This window comes from Ruegeria sp. HKCCA5463, assembly GCF_013034175.1.
Classification (GTDB): Bacteria; Pseudomonadota; Alphaproteobacteria; order Rhodobacterales; family Rhodobacteraceae; genus Ruegeria.
The window spans coordinates 77,822-100,967 of sequence record NZ_WQFL01000003.1 but is presented as its reverse complement, the minus strand read 5'-3'; the positions used below and the strand labels follow the sequence as shown (position 1 = coordinate 100,967).

The following is a 23,146-nucleotide window of genomic DNA, read 5'->3' as shown; positions in this document are numbered from 1 at the left end:
CCTAAATCGCACGCAGCAGCAAACCACTTGCGATCACGGCAATGATCAGCCCGGCCACCAGTTCGATTGTTGGGGCCAGCACCGACGCGAACCGTGTGGCTGAGGCTGAGGCCAGCAGACCTCCGCGAAGGCCAAAGGACGTCCATCCCACCAGTGTCGTCACCAGCGCCGTGCCCAATGCCATGGCAAAAGCCCCGGCGATACCGACCATCGCGATGCCCATCTGCCACGTCAGAATCAGCACGAACAAAGCCCCTGTGCACGGTCGTGCCGCGATGCCCGCAATCAGGATCAGGGCCTCGCGCAGTGAACCCACATTTGCAACTTCCTGCGCGGTCGGGCCATGGCGGTGGCCGCAATCTGAACAGACTTCTCCATCGTGGTGAGGGTGATGCGAGTGATCGTTTTCATGATGATGGTGCTCATGGGGCGACGTGGTATTCCGTCTCTTTGCAAAACTGCGCAAGGACCGGACCACCAGCCAAAGACCGATAAGGGCGATCGCTCCGTAGCTTATCGGTGCCATGACCTGTTCCGTCGTTCCAACAAGGCTTTCACGGGACATCTGGAACACCAGCACCCCGGCATAGACCAAGACGACGGCCGTCACCGCCTGCCCCAGGCTGGACAATACACTGATCGCCGACAACCGCCAGAAGGCGACACGCCGACCCAAACCGTAACCCCCGATCAGGACCTTTCCGTGGCCGGGGCCGATGGCATGAAAGAACCCGTAGGCGAAACAGACTGTCAACAGCGTTGCCACCGCCTCGGGTTGCTCGGCACGCGCGGCACGCAAGGATCGGGCGATCTGGTTCTGGAATTCTCGTTGCTCCCCCGCAGCCCAGGCTGCAAGACTGTCAAAGCCTCCGCTGCCCCAAAACCAGAGCAGCAGTACAATCGCCAGGCCGACAGGCAGGATCAGGTAGCGGGACATGAAACGCGGATCTCGGTCGCAAAACGTTCACCGACCAGAGGGATGTCATTTTCCTCGAGGTCATAGTCGGCGTCCAGGGTCAGCAGAAAGGCCTGCATCTGGGCCAGTTCGCCGTCGATATCCGGGTCAAACCGGTCAATCTGGCACGCGGCGGGGCCCGTCACGGTCACGGGCCGCGTCACCTCGTAGGCGGTATAAAACGTCTCATCAAACGCTTTCGCAGACAGCGCCGCGGCCGCGACGGAACCGGCCTCCACCGCCCTGAGATGCGTGGTGACAACGCGCCCGTCTTCAACTGTCGCCTGCGCCTCCATCGGGCCCGACAGCGCGACGTGGTTTCCGTCTGCGGTAACGACAAGATCGCCGTTATATCCTTCCACCCACTGCGTATCGAACCCGGTCAGGAACCGTTCTTCGCTTTCCGTCAGAACGCCGTCAGCATCCTGATCCAGCTTCATGTCTTCCAGAACCAGAAACGAGTAGAATTCGTCATACGCCCAGGTCACGCGAACATGGGTCAGTTGACCAGCGTCATCCACGATGAACTCCAGCCCGGTATCAATGAAGACATGCGGGTGGGCGTTGGCCTGCATCGGCAAACAAAGGATCATAGTGGTTATAAGGTAACGCATAGGCGCAAGATAGGTCTCCGTCCGCGTGGCGGCAACGACATTTTCACTCCCGATGCGAAATCCGGCCCAACATCAGGTCGGCGGAAACAGAACCAGTGTTTGCAGCGCTGTGCCCACCGGACCTTGCGTATCAAAGAGGACGGACTGAGACATGCCGATGCCGGAAGGCTGCCAATGCGAAATCGATTTTGAGGCCAGCCAATCCGAAATCGGTTCACGGTGGATATGCACGGTCAGGTCCGTATTCATGAACCCCATTTCAGTGGTCGGCGCATTCCATGAGATACCGTTGCCACAATCCGCCAACGGGCACAGGGCCTGTATGGGCGATTGATCGTCGCCCTGCAAAAGCTGCGGAGTACGCATCCAAATCGTTTTGGGCCCGGCCCCCTGTTTTCCCCCTGCGGGATAGCGAATATCGCTGTAATGGGCAAAGCCTGGCAGGTCGTGGCGAATTTCACCTATCGGAAAAGGGCCATCGACAACGTCCTCTATTCGCGGCGCATCCATTTCGACATTCGGCACCTGCCCCAGATCGCGCCGCAACAGGTGCATGGTTGTTGCCGTGGCGCACAACGTATCGTCGAGATCGTGCACCGTGACCCGCGTAGTCCCGAGTGTCTTTGTGTGGCGCGTGGTCTCTGCCGCAACGCGAAGCCCGGCCAGCGGGAGCGGCCTCAGCAAATCGACAGTCAGTCGGGTCAGCATCTTCTCCGGGCCGATTTCGGTTTCTGCGGCCCGAACGATCAAGCCGCTGACCGGCCCCGCGTGGCAATGTGCGGCAGACCAAGGCCCGCGCGCGGCATCGTTGCCAACAAACGCCCCGTCCTCGCGCTGATGAAAATAGGTCGTGTTGGTAAAGTCGAGCGCTTCGGCCATGTGATCCTCAGGTCTGTTCTTGCGCAAATCGTTTCCGTTTGTCTGAAGCCAGGCGTTCAAACACTTTCCCCGTTCCGACTTTGGGGGCGAATTTGTTTGACACGCTGGCCTTGCGATCAGTTTCGCCATCACCGCCAGGGACACATGCGTCATCCATCCGAGTGACCTCGGCCCCGGTCATATCAGCAACGTCTTGCAGATGATCATGAATTTGCACGGCCAGGCTGAATGTCATGTTTTCGGAAATGTCCCACTGAAGCACCGGGTCCGGGCTATACTTTTGCCGCAAGGATGGCTTAACTGCCCGGGCCCTGTCCACCGCAGTGACGGGACGTCACCACATCAAACATATGCAGGAGCCGCACATGGCGTTGTTGATCGAAACCGGGCTGTCCAACTGGATAAGTGATGACGAAATTGCCCGCAGTTTACAGGCCGTGTTACCGGATGCGGATATCCGCACCGCCGAAACGTTGGGCAATCCGGATGACATAACGATGCTGGCCGTGGTTGACATGCAACGTGACCACCCGACGCGACTGCCGAACCTGAAACTGGTTCAAAAGCTGGGCGCAGGGGTCGAGACCATTGTCAGCCATCCTGGTCTGCCCGGTCACGTGCGCATCGCCCGCCTGAAGCCTGACGCACCGGCACAGGGCATTGCCGAGTGGTTTCTGGCCTATATCCTGCGCGCTCAGCGACACATGGCGTTTCACGAAGCGGCCCAAACCCGCGCCGAGTGGTCCCCGCGCGCACCGGTTTTTACGCCGGACACCGTGGTCGGTGTTCTGGGTCTTGGCCACATCGGCGCCCGCACCGCGCGGATGCTGCACGCCGTGGGCTTTCAGGTCATGGGCTGGAGCCGGACGCCCAAAGCCATTGAAGGCGTAACTTGCATGCACGGGCAGGACGCGTTGCCCGCGCTACTTGGCCAATGTGACCACGTTTGCGCAATCCTGCCTTCGACCCCTCAGACCGCTGGCCTGTTTGATGCCCGGATGCTGGCGGCGATGAAACCCGGTAGTCAGTTGCTGAACGCGGGGCGCGGAAATCTGATTGATGAGGACGCCCTCATCGCGGCACTGGACGCAGGTGTTCCGGGGCATGCCGTGTTGGACGTCACCTCGCAGGAACCTTTGCCACAAGACAGCCCGCTATGGCGCCACCCCGGCGTGACGATCACTCCACATGTTTCAGGCTGGCATCTGGGCGACGCCTTGTCGGATGTGGCTGAAAACTTCCGACGCCTCAGTTCCGGCGTGGCCTTGCTGCATGAAGTCAATCGTGATAAGGGCTACTGAATTCTGAGCTGATAATCAGGGCGTAAGGATCCAATTGCCGTTGCCGTCATTGCAGCGGCGGGTTCGGATTTCCCTGCTCTGATCACCGCCTTCCGGCTGAATCACATGCTGAAGAGCAACGCAGTTTCCCTGTACCGATCGCACCCGGATTGTCCCTTTGGAACCCGTGTCGTCATTCTTCCATGACCGTTCCTGGCCCACGGAAGGCGTACCGCTGGTCAAAAGCGCGTTCGAGGCTGCGTTGACCACTTCGAAATCTGCCGGAGACAACCCCATCTCGGCTATGATTCGAGAAAGGGGCTTGGCCTCGACCACAGTGCTCATCAATAAAATGCCGCATGCGGCGATGGCGGTAACAAATGGGGCATTCATGGCGGCCTCGCAGAGCTGAAATCATTTGTGGTCAAGGTTATACCCCTAACCCGGCAGGGCCAAGCCCCTGACGCGAACCTTCAAAAAAACCCCGGACAGACCTGTCTGCGAGACTTCTCTTCGCAAGCCCGCAACGCGGGCGATCCGGGGTGGTTCAGGCATTGGCGGCACAGGGGCTGCGACCGACATTTGCCATGCCCACAGCTCGCCGGTAACACCTGCCCGACGGGGTGGCGTCGCAAATTTCTGACCTTGGGGCTTCACAGGCGGGCCGGAATTTGCTGAAATCCAAGTAAATTCTGATTTTGAGCACTGGAGATTGTTCCATGAAACTACGCCCCGCCCTGCTGGCCGTCGCAGCACTCGCTTCATCCGCGGCCCTTTTTGCATCCCCCATCTCGGCCAAGGAAGAAACCAAATCCGTGTTCGTCATGAGCCGCACCTGGGCGGTGACACAGGTTTCCGACGCGCCGGTCGTTTATCGCGCCACGCGTGACAACAACAACCTCAACCCATTCGGTCCGCCACCGCGCCTGCGCACCGTTCAGGCCATTGCCGCGATTCAGCAGGCAACCGGGTGCAAGCCGATCGTGGCCAGCATGTATCAGAACATCTCGGGCCAGTTTTTCTCGCAGGTCAGCTGCAACTGACACAGCGTCAGATCAGGCATTGAGGTCGCCCGACCGGCCTGCCATAGCTTGCGCATGAAACTCGCAATAAACGGATTCGGCCGTATTGGCCGTACGATCCTGCGGCAGGTTCTGGCCCTGCCGGCAGGGTCAGATATCGAGCTGGTGCTGATCAATGACATCGCGCCGCTGGACACCTGTGCATACCTGTTCAAATACGACAGCACATTTGGTCCCTATCCCGGCGATGTGTCCGCAGGGGACGCCGCGCTGATCGTGGATGGGCACTCAATTCCCATGACCCACAGCGATGATCTGTCCCGCGTTGATCTGTCGGGCGTTGACGTCATGCTGGATTGTACGGGTATCGCCCGCAGTTCGGACGTTGCGCGTCGCGGTTTGTCTGCGGGCGCAGGCAAAGTACTGATTTCAGGCCCCTCCCCCGCTGCTGATGTCACCATCGTTCTGGGTGCGAACGAAGGCCAGTTGGGCAGCGCCCGTATTGTGTCAAACGCATCCTGCACCACCAATGGGCTGGTGCCACTGGTCAAGGTCATCGACGATATCGGCGGTGTTGCATCGGGGCACATGACCACCATCCACTGCTATACCAACAGCCAACCCATGGTCGACGCGCCGCGTGGCGACCTTGCCCGTTCTCGGGCTGGGGCACTGTCGATGGTTCCGACCACATCGAGCGCGATGCACCTTATCGATGTCGTCCTTCCGCATCTGGCCGGGCGTATCTCGGGCGCGGCTGTCCGCGTTCCGACGGCAAGCGTGTCAGCCGTGGACCTCGTGGTCACATTGCAGCGCGGCATGAGCGCCGAGATCTTCGATCGAGCCCTGAAGCAGGCCGTTGCTGCATCCCCAGTGCTTGGCTGGACTGATTTGCCACTGGTCTCGTCCGACCTGCGGTCCCGCCCTGAATCGCTGGTTGTTGCCGGGCCCGAGACCCGTATGGTGGGTGAAAATCAGGTCAGGGTCTTTGGTTGGTACGACAACGAATGGGGCTTCTCGGCGCGAATGCTGGACGTGGCCCGCCTTATGGCAGCCGAATAGCCGGGCGGCAACCTCAGCACAATTTGGCCGAAAAAATTCTCGTCTCATGTATAATTCCTTTCCCCATCCGCTTTCAGATGCTCTAACCTGAATTCAAAGGGCCGTGCACGACACGGACAAGAGAACTGGAATTGGGACAGTTGGGGCAATTCATGCAAAGGAGCAAGCGGCAATGCCGTCTGGGGCGCTGGCTGATGGCCACAGTTGTGACTTTGGCCCCAACCACGCTGGCGGCGCTGGAAACCTCCCTTTCGGCCCCCGGCGCATCGAAAGAACTGGTTGATCGCCTCAAGGAGACCTCCTCAGTAACCACGGCTGAGGAACGCGGCCTCGACACCCCGCTTGAAATCCTCTCGGCAGCTTTGTCGGATTACCGTACGATTGTACAAATCCTTTACGACGAAGGGTATTTCAGCCCAGTCGTCAGCATCAAGCTTGATGGACAGGAGGCGGCCGAGTTGAGCTCTCTCACGGTGCCTGCACAAATAAACCGTGCTGCAATTACCGTTGAAACCGGGCCAAGCTTCAAATTCGGCACCGCCACTGTCAAGCCCCTGGCCCCCGGAACGGATCTGCCCGAAAACTTTGCCCCCGGGAAACTGGCGACGACCGGTGCCATTCAACAGGCCTCCTCGGCCGGTGTTCAGGGTTGGAGGAACGCGGGTCACGCAAAAGCCGGAATTGCGGGTCAGACAATCATCGCGCGCCACGCCCAGGCCCGTCTGGATGCCCAGATCGACCTTGATCCCGGGCGCAGGCTGACATTTGGCAAGATGTTCATCAAGGGCAATTCAGATGTGCGCCACAGGTCCATCGAAAAGATCGCCGGGTTTCCAAGCGGAGAGGTCTATTCCCCTGAGAAAATCCAGAAGGTGGGAACACGGTTGCGCCGGACCGGCACGTTCAACGTGGTCTCGTTGCAGGAACGAGAGACGCCGAATCCGGATGGCACACTGGATTTCGATGCCACGTTCGAAGACCTGCCCAAACGTCGGTTGACCTTTGGTGTCGAACTGGCCTCTCGCGATGGTGTTGATGTGACCGCGACGTGGACCCATCGCAATATGTTCAGGCGCGCAGAACGTCTGCGCTTCGAAGTGGCGGTTCGAAATATTGGCGGTGCAGAGGATATTGATGGCCGGATCGGGTTGCGTCTGGATCAACCTGACCGGCTTGGCCCGGATGACAACACCTTCTGGAGCGCCCTGCTGGAACGCCGCAACACGGAAAACTATAATGTAACGGTGGCTTCGCTGGCCTATGGTGCGCGCCGCACTTTTTCCGACAACTTATATGCCGAGGCATCCGCTGGGTTTCAGCTGTCAGACGCCGACGACGCATATGGCACTGGTCGCAAGTTCAGGTATTTCATCCTGCCCTTCCGGTCTGAATGGGACAAACGCGACAGCAAAGTCAGCGCCACACGCGGATTCTATCTGGACTCGCAAGTCATGCCCTTTGTCGGAATATCCGGTACGGATACCGGCCTCCGCCTTTTCTTTGATGGGCGGGCCTATACCAGCCTGGGGACAGGGGGGCGGATCGTTTTGGCCGGTCGCGCGCAGCTGGGATCCGTGATTGGCCCACCTGCCGATGGCGTCACGCCTGACTTTCTGTTCTTCTCGGGCGGTGCGGGAACCGTTCGCGGGCAACCCTATGAAAGCCTTGGCATTCCGGTCGGGACCGGCATCGCGGGCGGCAAGTCATTCATTGGCTTGTCCGGCGAGATCCGTGGCAAGGTTACTGACAGCCTGTCGTTGGTCGGGTTTTATGACTACGGTGTCGTCGATACGTCTTCCTTTGTCGGCAGCGGCGCGCAAGAAGATCACTCGGGCGCCGGTATCGGCGTAAGATACGATCTGGGCGGGTTTGGCCCCTTGCGTCTTGATCTGGCCTATCCTGTCAGCGGTCCCACCGGGGACGGGCTACAGTTCTATATCGGGATAGGACAGGCATTTTGAGACGGTACCTTTCATACCCTCTGCTGATCGGCGCGCTGGCAATCGTGCCTGTGGCCGGACATCCGCAGGAGGACGAAGGCGGCAGCATGATCGAGCGGTTCCTGCAGGATACCCTGTCGGGCGAGGATCAGAACGTCACCGTCAAAGGCCTGCAAGGTGCACTGAGTTCACGTGCCACGATTGCCGAGATCACCGTTGCCGATGACGAAGGGGTCTGGCTGACCATAAAAGATGCCGAACTTGACTGGAACCGGCTGGCTTTGATCCGTGGGCGGTTCTCAGTCAATGCCCTGACGGCGCAAGAGATCGACGTTGCCCGCGCACCTGGCACCACCACCAAAGACACGCCGCCGCCAACCGCAGAGGCAAAAGGCTTCCAACTGCCTGAACTGCCTGTTGCCATCCAAATCGGTGAAATTCGCATCGACGAGCTGGCTTTGGGCGAGCCCCTGATCGGAGTGGCCGCAGAACTGGCGGTTAGTGGCAACCTGTCACTGGCCGACGGGACGCTGGACACCAACCTTGATATCACCCGGCTGGACCGGGCAGGTGATGAAATCAAGTTGACAGCGGGCTTTCAGAATTCAAACAGCCAGATCGATCTTGATCTTCAGGTGACAGAGGCGGCGGGCGGCCTGATCTCGACCGCTCTTAAAATGCCGGATACCCCGCCTATCGCGCTGACAGCGAAAGGGTCCGGACCGGTGACCGACTTCACCGCAGATATCGGCCTCAGCAGCGATGGTCAGCCTCGGGTGACAGGGCAGGTTCGGTTACGCTCGGCCCCGACTGCCGCGGCCAGCGCAGAAGAGGGCATTGCGTTTACTGCCGATCTCGGTGGTGATTTGACACCTTTTGTCGCCGAAGAAATGGATACGTTTTTCGGTGCCAAAACACAGCTCTATGTGGATGGGCGAACCCAACCTGAGGGTGCGCTGGAAATTGACGAGCTTGAGATCTCGTCACAAGCACTGAACCTGAAAGGCCAGCTACAATTGGCGGCAGGTGGGCGATTGCAACTCGCGGCCCTGCAAGGACGCATAACGCCACCGGAGGGTGAAAGGGTAACTCTTCCAGCCTCAGGCGGTGACACGTCCGTTGGAGCAGCACAGATTTCGGCGCTGTACGACGAAAAAAACGGCAATCATTGGGACTTGAGTCTGACAGCAGATGCCGTGCAGGCCGAGCAAGTTGATTTGGAGCGCGCGCAAATTACTGCTCACGGGACCCTGGAACAGGGCGCAGCGCTAAAAATCAATGGCAACCTGCAGGCCGCGTTGGACGGTATTAGTCTGGCGGACGAGGCCCTGAATGCAGCAATAGGCGACCTCGTCACTCTGGATGGCACTTTCGAATATGGCAGTGACCAATCCCTGAACCTGACCGGTCTCGAACTGGTCGGTTCGGACTACGAATTGGGCGTCGACGCATTGGTCAGCGGCCTGTCCACCGGCTTGGCCGTCGACGGCACCGCCACTTTGAAAGCCACGGATCTGTCCCGGTTTTCGGAACTGGCGCAACTGGAGTTGGGAGGCGAGGTCTCGGCCAAGGTGACCGGTCGGGGCTCGCCACTGGAAGGCAGTTTCGACGGCAAGCTGGAGGTCGAAGGAACCGACCTCTCGACCGGGCGTGATGACATCGATCCGGTGATCAAGGGCAATACAACGATAACGCTCGACGCCAGGCGCGGCGCAGATGGCGTAACCATCCGAGATTTCACCCTGATCGGTGATACCTTGCGCGCCCAGGCCGACGGCACGGTAACGACCACTGATGGCAACGTGACGATCGATGGTCAGGCGACGGTCAATTCCCGAGACCTGTCCGTGTTTTCCGGCCTTGCCGACCGCGAGCTTGGGGGTGCGGTGCAAGCAAAGCTGAACGGAAAGGGAACCGTTCAGACGCTGGAGTTTGACGGAACGGCCAGCGTATCGGGCCGGGATATCAAAACCGGTCTAACCGAGATCGACCCGCTTTTGGTCGGTCGCAACGAGATCACGTTCGACGGTGCGCTGAGCCAAGAACAGATTGTTATCCGCGACGCATCGGTGAACGGTTCAGCCCTGACCGCCAAGGCCTCTGTTACCATAGACGATCCAAGGAAAGCCCTTGCCATTGACGGGCAGGTCAATGTGAACATCCCGGACCTGTCACCGTTTTCCAGCCTTGCAAAACGCGATCTGGCAGGGGCGATCCGAGCGGATGTTGCCGGCAAGGGCGCAGTCGGCAGCAAAGCGTTCGACGTAAAAGGCAATTTGGCGGCGGACGATATCAAAACCGGGATCGACGCCGTTGACGACCTGATCCAGGGGCGAACGAACCTGACCGTGGACGCGATGAACAACGATGAAGGCCTGGATATCCGTACGTTCCAACTGATTGGAACCGCCCTTTCGGCGAATGCATCGGGCAAGCTGAACCGAGACGCCGGCGGTTTGGACTTTTCCGCCAAACTGGATGACCTTGCCCGTCTGTCGCAAACTTTGTCCGGACCGCTGAACATGAGCGGGAACGTCGCTCCGACCGGCTCTGGACTGGAAGGCACTGCTCGCCTGGACGGGCCTGACAGTTCTTACGCCAGCCTTCAAGGAACGGTCGGCCAGAATGGCTCGGCTGATGTGGATTTTGACGCCAAACTGAACCGGATCGAGCGGTTCGTTCCCGAATTTCCCGGCACTGTGGCAGCAAAGGGAACGGCCAAACGCGATAACGGTGTCTGGACGATTGACGCCAAGGCGCAAGGGCCTGCCGACATTGACACCACGTTGGCCGGCACTTTTGATGAAACCAGCAGTCAGGCGGATCTGAAGGCACAGGGCGGCATCAACCTTGGGATCGCGAATGTCTTCATCACACCCAACAAGATCGACGGTTCGGCGCGCTTCGATCTGGCACTCAAAGGTGCTCCGGCGCTGGCGTCGCTGAGCGGTTCAGTCACCACTTCGGGCACATCCCTTGCAATTCCGGGTGCTGGTCAGACCATTACCGGGATCAGTGGTCAGGTGGATCTGGCGCAAAGTCGCGCAAACATTACACTGAATGGCGGAGTTCGGGCGGGCGGCAACTTTACCGTCAACGGGCCTGTTGACCTGACCCCTCCGTTCAACGCCCAGATTACCACCACCCTGAACAACCTGGTGCTGACAGACCGGTTGCTGTATGAAACCACCCTGAACGGTCAGATTGCCATGACCGGGGCGTTGGCCGGAAACAGTTCGCTTGCCGGTCAGATCACGTTTGACGAAACCAACATCAACCTTGCCGCCGCGTCCGGCGCGGTAGGCGCGGCACCTATCCCGGACATCCAGCACATCAACGAAAGTCGCGCCGGTTTCGTCACCCGAGAGCGGGCCGGATTGGTCGTGACCGAAGGATCGGAGAAAAGCGCATCCCGTATTGCGCTGGATATTAGCCTGCTTGCACCCAAAGCGGTTTTCGTCAGAGGGCGCGGGGTGAACGCTGAACTGGGTGGTCGAATTTTCATCGGCGGCACCACTGCCTCTGTCGTTCCGTCCGGTCAGATCGAACTGATCCGCGGGAATTTCGACATTCTGGGCCGCAGATTGGCACTGACCAAGGGGATCGTCACGTTGCAGGGCGACCTGACCCCGTATATCGAGTTCGAGTCTTCAGCCAGCACGTCTGACGGCACCGCAACGATCGAAATAGCCGGCCCGCTGGATTCACCTGAGGTCAATGTGTTTTCCGACCCCGAACGTCCGGCTGAAGAAGCACTGGCAATGTTGCTGTTCGGGAACCGGTTTTCAGAAATCTCGCCTTTCCTGATCGCGCAAATGGCAGCATCACTGGCGCAGCTTAGCGGTGCGGGAGGGGATGCAACCAAAGGTCTCCGCGACTCCACCGGAGTCGACACGGTCGACATAGGAGCGTCCGAAAGCGGCGCGGGCCGTTTGGGCGCGGGCGCGTACCTGGGTGAAAACCTCTATACGGACTTCACCGTGAACACCGAAGGTGACACCGAAGTGAACCTGAACCTCGATGTCACGGACAATTTCACCGTGCGCGGTACGGTCGATGGCCGAGGAGAGACCGGCGTGGGTGTGTTCTTCGAGCGTGACTACTGACCACTGACCAACTGTCAAAAAAGAAACCGAGTTGAGCCATCCGTTCATGTCGCACGAGCAGGTGACGGGTGTTCAAATTGTCTTGTCGACGCCTGATTCCGATTTCGTTGGTGGTCGCGATGCAATCGCCAGCGCGGAAATTTGCGCGGTGCTGCGGCCAATTGAAAACCCGACGAATTGTCGGAGCCGGTCAGACGGTGCAATCGTTTGAACGATGGCGCGGCAAAGAAAAAAGGCGGCCCCCTTCCAGAGGCCGCCCTTGCTCAGTCTGGCCGCGATCTTATTCCGCTGCCATCGCATCCTCGATCTTTTCGACACGAATGGCCGAGAATTTGAACTCGGGGATCTTGCCGTAGGGGTCGATGGCCGAGTTCGTCAGGATGTTCGCCGCCGCTTCGACATAGGCAAACGGGATGAACACCATGTCTTCGGCAATGGCCCGGTCGGCGCGCACCATGATTTCAATCGAACCACGACGCGTGGTCAGGCGGATCATTTCGCCCGGCTCAATCCCCATCAGCTTCAGCGTGCGCGGGTTCATCGAGCAGTTGGCCTCTGGCTCGACCGCATCAAGAACCTTTGCCCGGCGGGTCATTGAACCGGTATGCCAATGTTCCAGCTGACGGCCGGTGGTGGCAATCATCGGGTATTCATCATCGGGCGCCTCATCAGGCGGGATGACATTGGCCGGAGTGAACCTTGCTTTGCCACCCGCGCGGGGGAAACCATCGCCGAACACAATAGACTGGCCGGGATCGGTTTCGCTGAGCGACGGATAGGTGATCGTCTCGTTTTCCAGCCGTTCCCACGTGATATTGTCAAGCGACTCCATGGTCAGTTTCATCTCGGCAAAGACCTCGGACACATCGGAGTAGTCCCAGTTCAGCCCGATGCGCTGCGCCAGTTCGACCGTGATCTTCCAATCCTCGCGCGCCTCACCCGGAGGCGCCACGGCCGGACGGACACGTTGCACCTGACGGTTGGTGTTCGAAACCGTGCCGTTCTTTTCATACAGCGCCGAGGCCGGCAGAATGATGTCGGCATAGTTCGCGGTTTCGGTCAGGAAGATGTCCTGCACGATCATCAGGTCTAGCTTGGCCAGGGCCTCACGTGCGTGGCCAACATCCGGGTCGGACATAGCCGGGTTTTCGCCCTGAATGTACATGCCCTTGATGTTGCCCGCATAGGCTTGGTCAATGATCTCGGTGACGGTCAGACCCTTCTCGTTCGAGAAATCATCCGATTTCCAGATATTGGTGAACTGCGCGCGAATGCCGTCATCCGTCACCGTCTTGTAGTCCGGCAGGAACATAGGGATCAGGCCGGCGTCTGATGCACCCTGCACGTTGTTCTGGCCCCGCAGAGGGTGCAGACCCGCGCCGGGTTTGCCGACATTCCCGGTCATCAATGCCAGCGAGATCAGGCAGCGCGAATTGTCGGTGCCGTGGATATGCTGGCTGACGCCCATACCCCAAAAGATCAGACCAGCCTTGGCTTGCGCAAAGGTGCGCGCAACGCGACGCAGCTGATCCGGTTCGATGCCGCAGATCGGCGCCATCGCCTCGGGGGTGAACTGGCGCAGGTGTTCTTTCTCGGCCTCCCAGTTCTCGGTCCAGCGGTGGATGTACTGGCTGTCATACAGCTCTTCCTCGACGATCACGTTCATGATCGCGTTCAGCATCGAGACATCGGCACCTGGCCGAAATTGCAGCATTTCGTCCGCAAATTTGCGCATGCCGACACCGCGCGGGTCCATCACGATCAGCTTGCCGCCGCGCTTGGCGAACTGCTTGAAATAGGTCGCCGCGACGGGGTGGTTCTCGATCGGGTTGGCGCCGATGATGATCGCCACATCAGCGTTCTCGATCTCGTTGAAGGTCGCCGTCACTGCGCCCGAACCCACGTTCTCGATCAGAGCGGCCACAGACGACGCATGGCACAGACGGGTGCAGTGGTCGACATTGTTGTGTTTGAAACCCTGACGGATGAACTTCTGGAACAGATAGGCCTCTTCGTTGGTGCATTTGGCCGAGCCAAAGCCCGCAACGCTGCGAGGGTCTTGGTCGCGCAGGGCCATCAGTCTGGTGGCCGCCAGATCCATCGCTTCTTCCCAGGTCGCTTCGCGGAAATGGGTCGACAGGTTGCCGGGATCAACGTTCAGACCTTTTGACGGTGCATCCTCGCGCCGGATCAGCGGTTTGGTCAGGCGATGCGGGTGGTGGATATAGTCGAACCCGAACCGGCCCTTGACGCACAGACGGCCTTCGTTGGCGGGGCCGTTGATGCCCTCGACATATTTGACCTTGCCGTCCTTGACCTTGAGGCTGACCTTGCAGCCCACCCCGCAGAAGGGGCAGACGCTTTCGGTTTCGGAATCGTAATCCTTGCTGTCGCCGTGCTGCTGGTCGTCCAGCACGGTGGCGGGCATCAGAGCGCCGGTCGGGCAGGCCTGAACGCATTCACCGCAGGCCACGCAGGTCGACTCGCCCATCGGGTCGTTTTGGTCGAACACCACCTGCGCGGTATGCCCGCGCCCGGCCATGCCGATCACGTCATTGACCTGTACGTCGCGGCAGGCGCGGACGCAGAGGTTGCAGTTGATGCAGGCATCCAAATTGACCCGCATCGCCACATGGCTGTCATCCAGCAGCGGAATCTTCTCGGGCTCTTTCGCCGGGAAACGGCTGTCGCTGACATCGTTCAGCTTGGCCATATCCCAGAAATGGCTCGAGGCATCGTGCGGCTGCTCGGGCTGGTCGGCCACCAACAGTTCCATGACCATGGCGCGCGATTTCTCGGCGCGGTCGGTGTCGGTTTTCACCACCATCCCGTCAGCCGCCGGACGGATGCACGAGGCGACCAGCGTACGCTCGCCCTCGACTTCGACCATGCAGGCGCGGCAGTTGCCATCGGGTTTGTAGCCCGGCGCCGGTTTGTGACACAGATGCGGGATCACCAGTCCACGGCCATTGGCCGCTTCCCAGATAGTGGTGCCTTCGGGCACGGTGACGTCATCGCCGTTCAGGTTGAAGGTGACGGTCTTGTTTGGGCTTGCATCAAGCATGGCTCTGTCTCCCTCAGATTTCTTCAGCGAAGTGTTTCATGACCAGGCGGATCGGGTTCGGGGCAGCCTGCCCCAGACCGCAGATCGAAGCGTCGCCCATCACCTGGCACAGATCTTCCAGCAGGTCGGTATCCCACTTCTCGGCCTGCATCAGTTTCACCGCCTTTTCGCAGCCCGCCCGGCAGGGCGTGCACTGGCCACAGCTTTCGTCCTCGAAGAAGCGCAGCATGTTCAGCGCCGCATCGCGGGCCGTGTCCTGACCGGACAGAACCACAACCGCAGCAGACCCGATGAAGGTGCCCAGCGGTTGTAGTGTGTCAAAGTCGAGCGGGACGTCGTCGATGCTGGAGGGGAGAAGACCTGACGACGGCCCGCCCGGTTGATACGCCTTGAACACATGACCTTCGGCCATGCCCCCGGCGGCATCAATCACGTCAAGAATGGTCGACCCTGCCGGCAGCAGGTAAACGCCCGGCTTGGCCACCCGGCCCGAGACCGAATAGCTGCGCAGCCCCTTGCGGCCATTCTTTTCAACCGAATTGAGGATCTCCGGACCTTCCCGGCAGATTTTGGACACCCAGTAGAGCGTTTCCACGTTGTGCACCAGCGTCGGGCGGCCGAATACGCCGACCTGCGCCACGAAGGGCGGGCGGTGACGCGGCAGGCCCTTTTTGCCCTCGATCGACTCGATCATCGCGGATTCTTCTCCGCAGATGTAAGCGCCCGCGCCGCGGCGCAGGTCGATATAGCCTTTCTCGACGATCCCGGCCTGTTCCAAAGCCGCGATCTCGCGCCGCAGAATTTCCAGAACGGCTGGATATTCGTCACGCATGTAGATGAAGCAGGTCTCGGCCTGAACCGCCCAGGCAGCGATCAGCATACCTTCGAGGAAAACATGCGGCGTGCGTTCCAGATAGTAGCGATCCTTGAATGTGCCCGGCTCGCCCTCGTCCCCGTTCACGGCCAGGAAACGCGGGCCGTCATTCATGCGGACAAAGCCCCATTTCTTGCCCGACGGGAAACCGGCACCGCCGAGGCCCCGCAGGCCCGAGGCCAGAACCTGTTCCTGGACCGCTTCCCAGTCGCCGCCCTCGCGCAGCTCTTTCAGCTTGGCGTATCCGCCGTTCTCGACATAGGTCGCGAAGGTCTCATAGTCGGGCAGATGGGCGTGGGTGTCCCCGGCCGCGATGGCGGCCTGCACCTTTTCAGGGGTCGCGTGGTCGATATGGTTGTGCCCGATTTCCAGCACCGGCGCGGTGTCGCAGCGCCCCATGCAGGGCGCACGCAGAACGCGCACTTCGGACGGGTCCAGCCCATCCTCCAGCGCTTTTTTCAACTGCTGCGCACCAGCCATTTCGCAGGACAGGGAATCACAGACGCGAATGGTCAGCGCGGGGGGCGGTGTTTCACCTTCTTTCACCACGTCGAAATGGGCATAGAAGGTCGCGGTCTCGTAAATCTCGGCCTGCCCGATCCGCATCTCGACGGCCAGCGCGGCGATATGGTCGGCGCTGATATGGCCGTGCGTGTCCTGAATCAGGTGCAGAAACTCGATCAGCAGGTCGCGGCGGCGTGGGCGGTCGCCCAGCAGGCGCGCAATTTCGGCCTGTGCTTCATCCGTGAACTGTCGGCCTTTGGGCGTGTGCCGCCCCTTGCCTTTACCTGACTTCCAGACGCCCTTGGGTGCGCCTGATGGCTTGGTGTCTAATGGTGCCATGATGCCCTCCGATTCAGGCCCCGTGTCTCATCAGGCTAGCATATCGTCAAATCGCTTTTTGCAATCGCACGATAACGACATCTTATCACCGTAAAGACGTCACCACAGCGCGCAGTGCCTGCACCGTTGGCAGTTCAGGATCTCGGCTCAGGGTGGCCAGACAGATCGGTTTACTTACAATCGGATCGACCAGCGGCAGCACCTTTGTCCCCTGCAACTCGCCCAATGCCCGAATAAGGACACGTGGCACAACCGTGGCAGCCAGCCCCTCGCGTGCCATCACCATCGACGCGGTGAATCCGCTGGTTTCGGCGACCACGTCCGGGTGCAGCCCCTGTTCGGCAAAGATACGATCCAGAATACGCCGGTTTTGCATCTGCGGCTCGAGCAGGCTCAGCGGAAATTCAGCCACGCGCGCCCAAGGCAAGGGGCCGGTTTCGTCCGTCATGTGTGACGGAACCAGCAGAACATAGGTTTCCTCGTACAAAGGTTGCACCTGTCGCAGATCAGTCCCGATGCTGTCACCATATGTTATCCCGGCGTCCAGACTTCCTTCGTCCAGCCGGTGTTGAATGGCGGTGGCAGACATGGTCTCGATGCGCGTAACGATGCGAGGATGGGCTTGCCGAAAGCGTTTGGTGAGGCGCCCGGTAAAGGCGATGGCCGTCGGTATCACGCCAAGGATCAGCGTGCCGGTGATCTCGCCCCTGGTGGCCAGCACCTGCTGTTCCAGTGCTTTGGTGTCATCGAGAATACGCCGCGCCCGTTGGACAATCATCTCGCCCTCTTCGGTCAAGCCCTGAAACCGGTTGGCGCGGCGGACGATGGACACGCCCAGCCGATCCTCGAGGTTGCGGATGCGCATGGAAAAGGCGGGCTGCGAAATCCCGCATTCCTCGGCGGCCTTGGCGAAATGACGGTGCCGCGCCAACGCGCTGAGCAGTTGCAGGTCGCGGATTTCGATCATGATTCAAATTTCCAACATCAGGCCAAAGACCACTCTAACTGCATTACCGTACAGGGAAAGCACCGTCTTTACCGTACAGGGAAAGCACCGTCTTTCAGCGCGGGCGCGTCGGAAACTGGTGCTTTGTCGTATAAGATTGCCCGCCATTAATGGGCGCTGGGAACAAGTAGGCGAGGTACCGCATGACCGCTGTAGACGTATTTCAAAAACTGTTTGACGCGTATGTCGGATGCTACCGATCCCGAAACGCAGCTGGGTGCGCATCGTTTTTCACCGAAGACGCAGAGCTATACTCACCTTTTGGCCCCGCAGCCAAAGGACGAACAGCCATTGAAACAATACATTCGGAATGGCTGGAGGAAGGTGGCGAGGACAAAGTCATCGAAGTTGTGCAGGCTGGCATCGACGGCCAAATCGGCTGGTGCCTTGCGACTTTCCGCGAAGGAACAACTGATGACGGCACATCTCTCAACGTTTTGTACAGACAGCCGGACGGCGGGTGGCTGATTCGACAATGCAGCTTGAACGAAACGCCCTGATGACGGCACAGGGCAAATGGCGTCAGGTGTTGAACAGGAAATGCATCACGTCGCCATCCTTGACGATATAGCTTTTCCCCTCGGCCCGCATCTTGCCTGCCTCTTTCGCCCCCTGCTCGCCGTTGCAGGCGATGAAGTCGTCATAGGCGATGGTCTCGGCGCGGATGAATCCCTTTTCGAAATCACCATGAATGACACCAGCCGCCTGCGGTGCAGCGGTGCCAGTGCGGATGGTCCAGGCGCGGGCTTCTTTCGGGCCGACCGTAAAATAGGTTTCCAGTTTCAGCAGGTCGTACCCGGCACGGATCAGACGGTCGAGGCCGGGTTCTTCCAGACCCATTTCCTCAAGGAACATCTGTGCTTCGTCCGCTTCAAGCAAGCTGATCTCTTCTTCGATCTTGGCGCTGATGATGACGTGAGAGTTGCCTTGGGCGGCAGCCATCTCGGCGACTTTCGCCGAGTATTCGTTGCCTTCAGCGGCTTCTTCCTCGGACACGTTGCAAACATAAAGAACCGGCTTGGTGGTCAGCAGCTGCAACATCTTCCAAGCTTTGGCATCCTCGTCCGAAACCTCGACCAACCGTGCAGGTTTGCCGCTCTCCAGCATCTTTTGCGCTTCGGCAAGCAGGCGGTCCTGCTGTTGGGCCTCTTTGTCATTGCCTTTCAGCTTGCGCACCAGGTTGGCACGGCGCTTTTCGATGCTTTCCAGATCGGCCAGCATCAGCTCGGTCTCGATGGTCTCGGCGTCGGCCACAGGATCGATGCGGCCTTCTACATGGGTCACGTCGCCATCTTCGAAACAGCGCAGGACATGGGCGATGGCATCGACCTCGCGAATATTTGCCAGAAACTGGTTCCCCAGCCCCTCGCCTTTCGAAGCCCCCTTCACCAGACCGGCGATATCCACGAATGTCATGCGGGTCGGGATGATCTGTTTTGACGATGCGATTGCGGCCAACTTGTCGAGCCGCTCATCCGGCACGGCCACATCGCCGACATTGGGCTCAATCGTGCAGAACGGGAAGTTCGCGGCTTGCGCGGCAGCGGTTTTGGTCAACGCATTGAACAGGGTCGACTTGCCCACGTTCGGCAGACCCACGATTCCCATCTTAAAGCCCATAACGGCCTCCTGCATAGAATACGAGCGCAGCTTCTATGCAGGTCCGCATCAATGCGCAAGTGATTGCCGGGGCTACTTTGTTTGAGTCCCTTCGGCCACATCACGAAATTGTTCTCAAATCGTGTTCTTGTCGGTCCTGAAAAACGAAGGGTAGGATGAACAATTAACATAGCGCGACCAAATTAAATGGCAGAATATAATGGAAAAACTACTTCTTGCAGCCGTACTGACGGTCTCTACATTTGCTACAGCCCAAGCTCAGACGGTTGTTTTTGGTGCCGGGTATTCAGATTTTTCCGAGGCGACGTCCGAAGATCAGGCACTGATCGCTCTCGAGTACCATCACACTCCTTTTCACCAGGCAACTCGGTTCAGTGCTGGCTGGGGTGCTGCGTTTTCTGTGGACGAAGACGGGGATACGCATATCGGTGTGGGGCTGGTCGGACTGTATTCTCTGGGTGAGCGCTGGTTCGTCGAAGGCAGTGTCATGCCGGGGTACTTCAATGCCAGCAACGACCAGAACGACCTGGGCGGAGACTTTCAGATCCGCAGCCTTTTGGGTCTTGGATATAACCTGAACAACGGCAACAGAATGTCAGTTGCGATCACGCACAAATCGAACGCCAGCACCAATGATGAGAACCCTGGTGTAAACGCGGTTCTGCTGCGGTACCATCTGGGCTTCTGAGCTATTCCTGCGTTGGCGGGATTGATTTTCGGTCAAAGTTTCTGCACACGGGTCCAAACCCGATTGCAAGGACATCCGATGACCCGTATCGACGCTAAGTTTGCCGCCCTGAAAGCCGAAGGAAAGAAGGCTTTTGTTGCCTATGTGATGGCAGGGGACCCAGACTATGACACCTCGCTCGACGTGGTCAAAGGCCTGCCCGGCGCGGGTGTGGACATCATCGAACTTGGTTTGCCCTTCACTGATCCGATGGCGGATGGCCCCACCATTCAGGCGGCGGGTCAACGCGCGCTGGACGGCGGGATGACGTTGCAGCGCACATTGGATCTGGCGCGCGCGTTCAGGGAAACAGATGACACGACGCCAATTGTCCTGATGGGGTACTACAACCCGATTTACAGCCGGGGTGTCGAGGCTTTTCTGGCCGATGCCAAAGATGCCGGTATTGACGGGCTGATCGTTGTCGATCTGCCGCCCGAGGAAGACGAAGAGCTTTGCCTGCCTGCGCAGGCGGCCGGGCTGAACTTCATTCGTCTTGCAACACCTACCACGGATGACCAGCGCCTGCCGCGCGTTCTGCAAAACACCTCGGGCTTCGTGTATTACGTCTCAATCACTGGCATCACCGGCGCGGCCGAGGCGCAGGCAACGGATGTGGCCCCCGAGGTTGCCCGCATCAAGGCCGCGACCGAGCTGCCGGTGATCGTGGGCTTTGGCATCAATACGCCCGAGAAATCCCGCAATATCGCGTCCGTGGCAGATGGTGCCGTAGTCGGATCGGCGATCGTCAGCCAGATCGGTGCAGGCAAACCGGTCGAGGAAGTTCTGGATTTTGTAAAGTCCCTGTCGGATGGCGCTCATAGCGCCTGATCCGGCAGATAACACAACACACTCGAAAGCCTGCCGCAAACTGTTCTGGGGCAGGCTTTTTTGACTGCCCGCCGCCGGGCCAGATCATTGCAGGCTTTGACATGCATTGGTAAGGAAAACGAACCAGTAAGTTCGGAGGTCTGAGTCATGCCTGTGATAACCAATATTGAAGACCTCAGGCGCATTTACGAGCGTCGCGTGCCGCGGATGTTCTACGACTACGCTGAAAGCGGCAGTTGGACGGAACAAACATTCCGCGAAAACAGTTCCGATTTTGAAAAGATCCGCCTGCGTCAGCGGGTTGCCGTTGATATGTCCGGGCGTTCAACTGCCTCGGAAATGATCGGCCAGAAGGTGTCGATGCCGGTCGCGTTGGCCCCGGTCGGGTTGACGGGGATGCAGCATGCGGACGGAGAGATGAAGGCCGCCAAAGCCGCTGAGGATTTTGGTGTTCCCTTTACCCTTTCCACAATGTCGATCAACTCGATCGAAGACGTGGCCGAGCACACCGATAAGCCGTTCTGGTTTCAGCTCTACACGATGAAGGACGCTGACTATGTCAGCCGTCTGATCCAGCGGGCCAAGGACGCCGGGTGTTCGGCGCTGGTGATTACGTTGGATCTGCAGATTCTGGGCCAACGGCACAAAGACCTGAAGAACGGCCTGTCCGCACCCCCCAAGCTGACCGCGAAGACCATCGCGAACCTGATGACCAAATGGGCCTGGGGCATTGAAATGCTGGGTGCCAAACGGCGCGAGTTCGGCAATATAGTGGGACATGTGCAAGGTATCTCGGACGCGTCTTCACTGGGGGCCTGGACCGCTGAACAGTTCGACCCCACCCTCGACTGGAGTAAAGTCGAAAAACTGATGGAACAGTGGGGCGGAAAGGTGATCCTGAAAGGGATACTCGACGCGGAAGATGCCAAAATGGCTGCCAAGCTTGGGGCCGATGCCATTGTCGTGTCGAACCATGGCGGGCGTCAATTGGATGGTGCGCTCAGCTCGATCCGGGTATTGCCCGAAATCATGGACGCTGTCGGCAATGATGTCGAAGTGCATCTGGACAGTGGTATCCGCTCGGGTCAGGACGTGCTTAAGGCATTGGCGCTGGGGGCCAGGGGGACGTATATCGGACGCGCATTCGTTTATGGGCTGGGCGCCATGGGCCAGAGAGGCGTCACCACCGCGCTGGAGGTGATTCAGAAGGAACTTGATACAACAATGGCGCTGTGCGGTGAAAAAACCGTCGGCGCGCTGGGGGCGCACAATCTTCTGGTACCAGAAGATTTCGGTGGTCGTTGGCGAAGCTGAGACCGCGGGAGATTTGGGGCTCTGCCCCCGCCGCCCGTTCCGGGCGTCTCCCCCGGGATATTTGTGGCCAGATGAAACAGCGGACCCTTCACTGATCTGGCGAAGAACACTTCGGAGCGCGCGGCTGAGCCCCACAAAACGGCAAGCTGTGAATTACCCCTTTCCAAACCGGATGAATCGAGATAAGGACGCGGCTTCACGCGGGTATACAGCCTTGGAGGATACCCGCCCTAACATTGGAGAATTATCATGGCTGGAGAGATTCCTGATCTCGTAGCTCTGGAACGGACGGGGACAGGCAAGGGCGCCGCTCGCAAAACTCGCCGCGAAGGCATGGTTCCGGGCGTAGTGTTTGGCGGCGACAAAGATCCGCTGCCGATTCAGATTCCGTTCAACGAACTGTTCAAGCGCCTGAAGGCCGGTCGCTTCAAGTCGACCCTGTGGAACCTGAAGGTCGAAGGCCATGAAGACGTTCGCGTCATCTGCCGCGATGTTCAGCGTGATGTCGTCAAAGACCTGCCGACCCATCTGGACCTGATGCGCCTGCGCCGGACCACCAAGATCGCGCTGTACATTCCGGTTGAGTTCATCAACGAAGATGAAGCCCCCGGCATCAAGAAGGGCGGCGTTCTGACCGTTGTCCGCCCGGAAGTCGAGCTGTTGTGCACCGCAGGTGACATTCCTGAGAAGATCACCGTTGATGTGGCCGGAATGAACATCAACGACGTCGTCACCATTTCGTCGGTTGACCTGCCCGAAGGCACCAAGCCGACCATCGACCGCGACTTCGTAATCGCGAACGTCTCGGCACCGACCGGTCTGTCCACGAGCGACGACGAAGAAGGTGAAGAAGCGGAAGTTGCAGTCGACGAAGTCGAAGTCGTCGGCAAAGAAGAAGAATAAATCCGGATCAAACGTCTGGATTTTGAAACGGGGTTCTGACGAGCCCCGTTTTTTTATGGCCAAGACGCGCGGCGCTGGCTGGATTTCCATGGCAATTCCGGGCATC

The 23,146-nt window shown here is 59.2% G+C and carries 19 protein-coding genes; 10 read left to right on the top strand and 9 right to left on the bottom strand.

Annotation, left to right across the window (positions count from 1 at the left end):
• Position 1: 1 nt before the first annotated feature.
• The 4 genes from GOW09_RS08675 to GOW09_RS08660 form a co-directional block, all read right to left on the bottom strand.
• Positions 2-937, bottom strand: a complete 936-nt coding sequence (locus GOW09_RS08675; protein ID WP_152457201.1) for a nickel/cobalt transporter — start codon at positions 935-937, stop codon at positions 2-4.
• Entirely contained in the window at positions 922-1,569 is a 648-nt protein-coding gene (locus GOW09_RS08670) for a DUF1007 family protein (protein WP_171117455.1), read from the bottom strand. Before GOW09_RS08670 ends, GOW09_RS08675 begins: the two co-directional genes overlap by 16 nt.
• Before the next feature lie 72 nt (positions 1,570-1,641).
• On the bottom strand, positions 1,642-2,448 hold the full coding sequence (locus tag GOW09_RS08665; RefSeq protein WP_171117452.1) for a thioesterase family protein: 807 nt from the start codon (positions 2,446-2,448) through the stop codon (positions 1,642-1,644).
• 7 nt (positions 2,449-2,455) lie between these two features.
• Entirely contained in the window at positions 2,456-2,683 is a 228-nt protein-coding gene (locus GOW09_RS08660; protein ID WP_171117450.1) for a hypothetical protein, read from the bottom strand.
• A gap of 130 nt (positions 2,684-2,813) precedes the next feature.
• On the opposite strand from GOW09_RS08660, the gene GOW09_RS08655 reads away from it, so the two are divergent.
• A complete protein-coding gene (locus GOW09_RS08655; protein ID WP_171117449.1) occupies positions 2,814-3,749 on the top strand; it encodes a glyoxylate/hydroxypyruvate reductase A in 936 nt (311 codons plus the stop codon).
• Between the two features lie 15 nt (positions 3,750-3,764).
• Here the strand turns inward: GOW09_RS08655 and GOW09_RS08650 are convergent, their stop codons facing one another.
• Positions 3,765-4,121 (bottom strand): hypothetical protein, encoded by a 357-nt coding sequence (locus GOW09_RS08650; protein WP_171117446.1) that lies wholly within the window; start codon positions 4,119-4,121, stop codon positions 3,765-3,767.
• A 326-nt stretch (positions 4,122-4,447) separates the two neighbouring features.
• Here GOW09_RS08650 and GOW09_RS08645 point away from each other — a divergent pair, with 326 nt between their 5' ends.
• The 4 genes from GOW09_RS08645 to GOW09_RS08630 all read left to right on the top strand — a co-directional run bounded on the left by GOW09_RS08645 (position 4,448) and on the right by GOW09_RS08630 (position 11,858).
• Positions 4,448-4,771 carry a hypothetical protein gene (locus GOW09_RS08645; protein WP_170344942.1) on the top strand — a complete coding sequence of 108 codons (324 nt, stop codon included), beginning with the start codon at positions 4,448-4,450 and terminating at the stop codon, positions 4,769-4,771.
• 54 nt (positions 4,772-4,825) lie between these two features.
• A complete protein-coding gene (locus GOW09_RS08640; protein WP_171117444.1) occupies positions 4,826-5,812 on the top strand; it encodes a type I glyceraldehyde-3-phosphate dehydrogenase in 987 nt (328 codons plus the stop codon).
• A 152-nt stretch (positions 5,813-5,964) separates the two neighbouring features.
• The gene (locus GOW09_RS08635; protein WP_171117443.1) at positions 5,965-7,773 is read left to right on the top strand and encodes an autotransporter assembly complex family protein; all 1,809 of its coding nucleotides are present in this window, start codon (positions 5,965-5,967) and stop codon (positions 7,771-7,773) included.
• Positions 7,770-11,858 carry a translocation/assembly module TamB domain-containing protein gene (locus tag GOW09_RS08630; RefSeq protein ID WP_254442710.1) on the top strand — a complete coding sequence of 1,363 codons (4,089 nt, stop codon included), beginning with the start codon at positions 7,770-7,772 and terminating at the stop codon, positions 11,856-11,858. The genes GOW09_RS08635 and GOW09_RS08630 overlap by 4 nt, the downstream gene beginning before the upstream one ends.
• A 280-nt stretch (positions 11,859-12,138) precedes the next feature.
• Here the strand turns inward: GOW09_RS08630 and fdhF are convergent, their stop codons facing one another.
• The 3 genes from fdhF to GOW09_RS08615 all read right to left on the bottom strand — a co-directional run bounded on the left by fdhF (position 12,139) and on the right by GOW09_RS08615 (position 17,606).
• Positions 12,139-14,922, bottom strand: a complete 2,784-nt coding sequence (gene fdhF, locus GOW09_RS08625; protein WP_171117439.1) for a formate dehydrogenase subunit alpha — start codon at positions 14,920-14,922, stop codon at positions 12,139-12,141.
• A gap of 13 nt (positions 14,923-14,935) precedes the next feature.
• The gene (locus tag GOW09_RS08620) at positions 14,936-16,639 is read right to left on the bottom strand and encodes an NAD(P)H-dependent oxidoreductase subunit E (protein ID WP_171117437.1); all 1,704 of its coding nucleotides are present in this window, start codon (positions 16,637-16,639) and stop codon (positions 14,936-14,938) included.
• 85 nt (positions 16,640-16,724) lie between these two features.
• Positions 16,725-17,606, bottom strand: coding sequence for a LysR family transcriptional regulator (locus tag GOW09_RS08615; protein WP_152457190.1), 882 nt, complete (start codon positions 17,604-17,606; stop codon positions 16,725-16,727).
• A 182-nt stretch (positions 17,607-17,788) separates the two neighbouring features.
• Here GOW09_RS08615 and GOW09_RS08610 point away from each other — a divergent pair, with 182 nt between their 5' ends.
• The gene (locus GOW09_RS08610; RefSeq protein ID WP_171117435.1) at positions 17,789-18,145 is read left to right on the top strand and encodes a nuclear transport factor 2 family protein; all 357 of its coding nucleotides are present in this window, start codon (positions 17,789-17,791) and stop codon (positions 18,143-18,145) included.
• A gap of 22 nt (positions 18,146-18,167) precedes the next feature.
• Here the strand turns inward: GOW09_RS08610 and ychF are convergent, their stop codons facing one another.
• Entirely contained in the window at positions 18,168-19,265 is a 1,098-nt protein-coding gene (gene ychF, locus GOW09_RS08605) for a redox-regulated ATPase YchF (RefSeq protein WP_152457188.1), read from the bottom strand.
• Positions 19,266-19,464: 199 nt separating this feature from the next.
• Here ychF and GOW09_RS08600 point away from each other — a divergent pair, with 199 nt between their 5' ends.
• From GOW09_RS08600 to GOW09_RS08585, 4 genes are all read left to right on the top strand, one after another.
• Entirely contained in the window at positions 19,465-19,953 is a 489-nt protein-coding gene (locus tag GOW09_RS08600) for an acyloxyacyl hydrolase (RefSeq protein WP_171117433.1), read from the top strand.
• A gap of 78 nt (positions 19,954-20,031) precedes the next feature.
• On the top strand, positions 20,032-20,823 hold the full coding sequence (gene trpA / locus GOW09_RS08595) for a tryptophan synthase subunit alpha (protein ID WP_171117431.1): 792 nt from the start codon (positions 20,032-20,034) through the stop codon (positions 20,821-20,823).
• Between the two features lie 147 nt (positions 20,824-20,970).
• A complete protein-coding gene (locus tag GOW09_RS08590; protein ID WP_171117429.1) occupies positions 20,971-22,137 on the top strand; it encodes an alpha-hydroxy acid oxidase in 1,167 nt (388 codons plus the stop codon).
• 249 nt (positions 22,138-22,386) lie between these two features.
• Entirely contained in the window at positions 22,387-23,040 is a 654-nt protein-coding gene (locus tag GOW09_RS08585; RefSeq protein WP_171117427.1) for a 50S ribosomal protein L25/general stress protein Ctc, read from the top strand.
• The last annotated feature ends 106 nt before the right edge of the window (positions 23,041-23,146 follow it).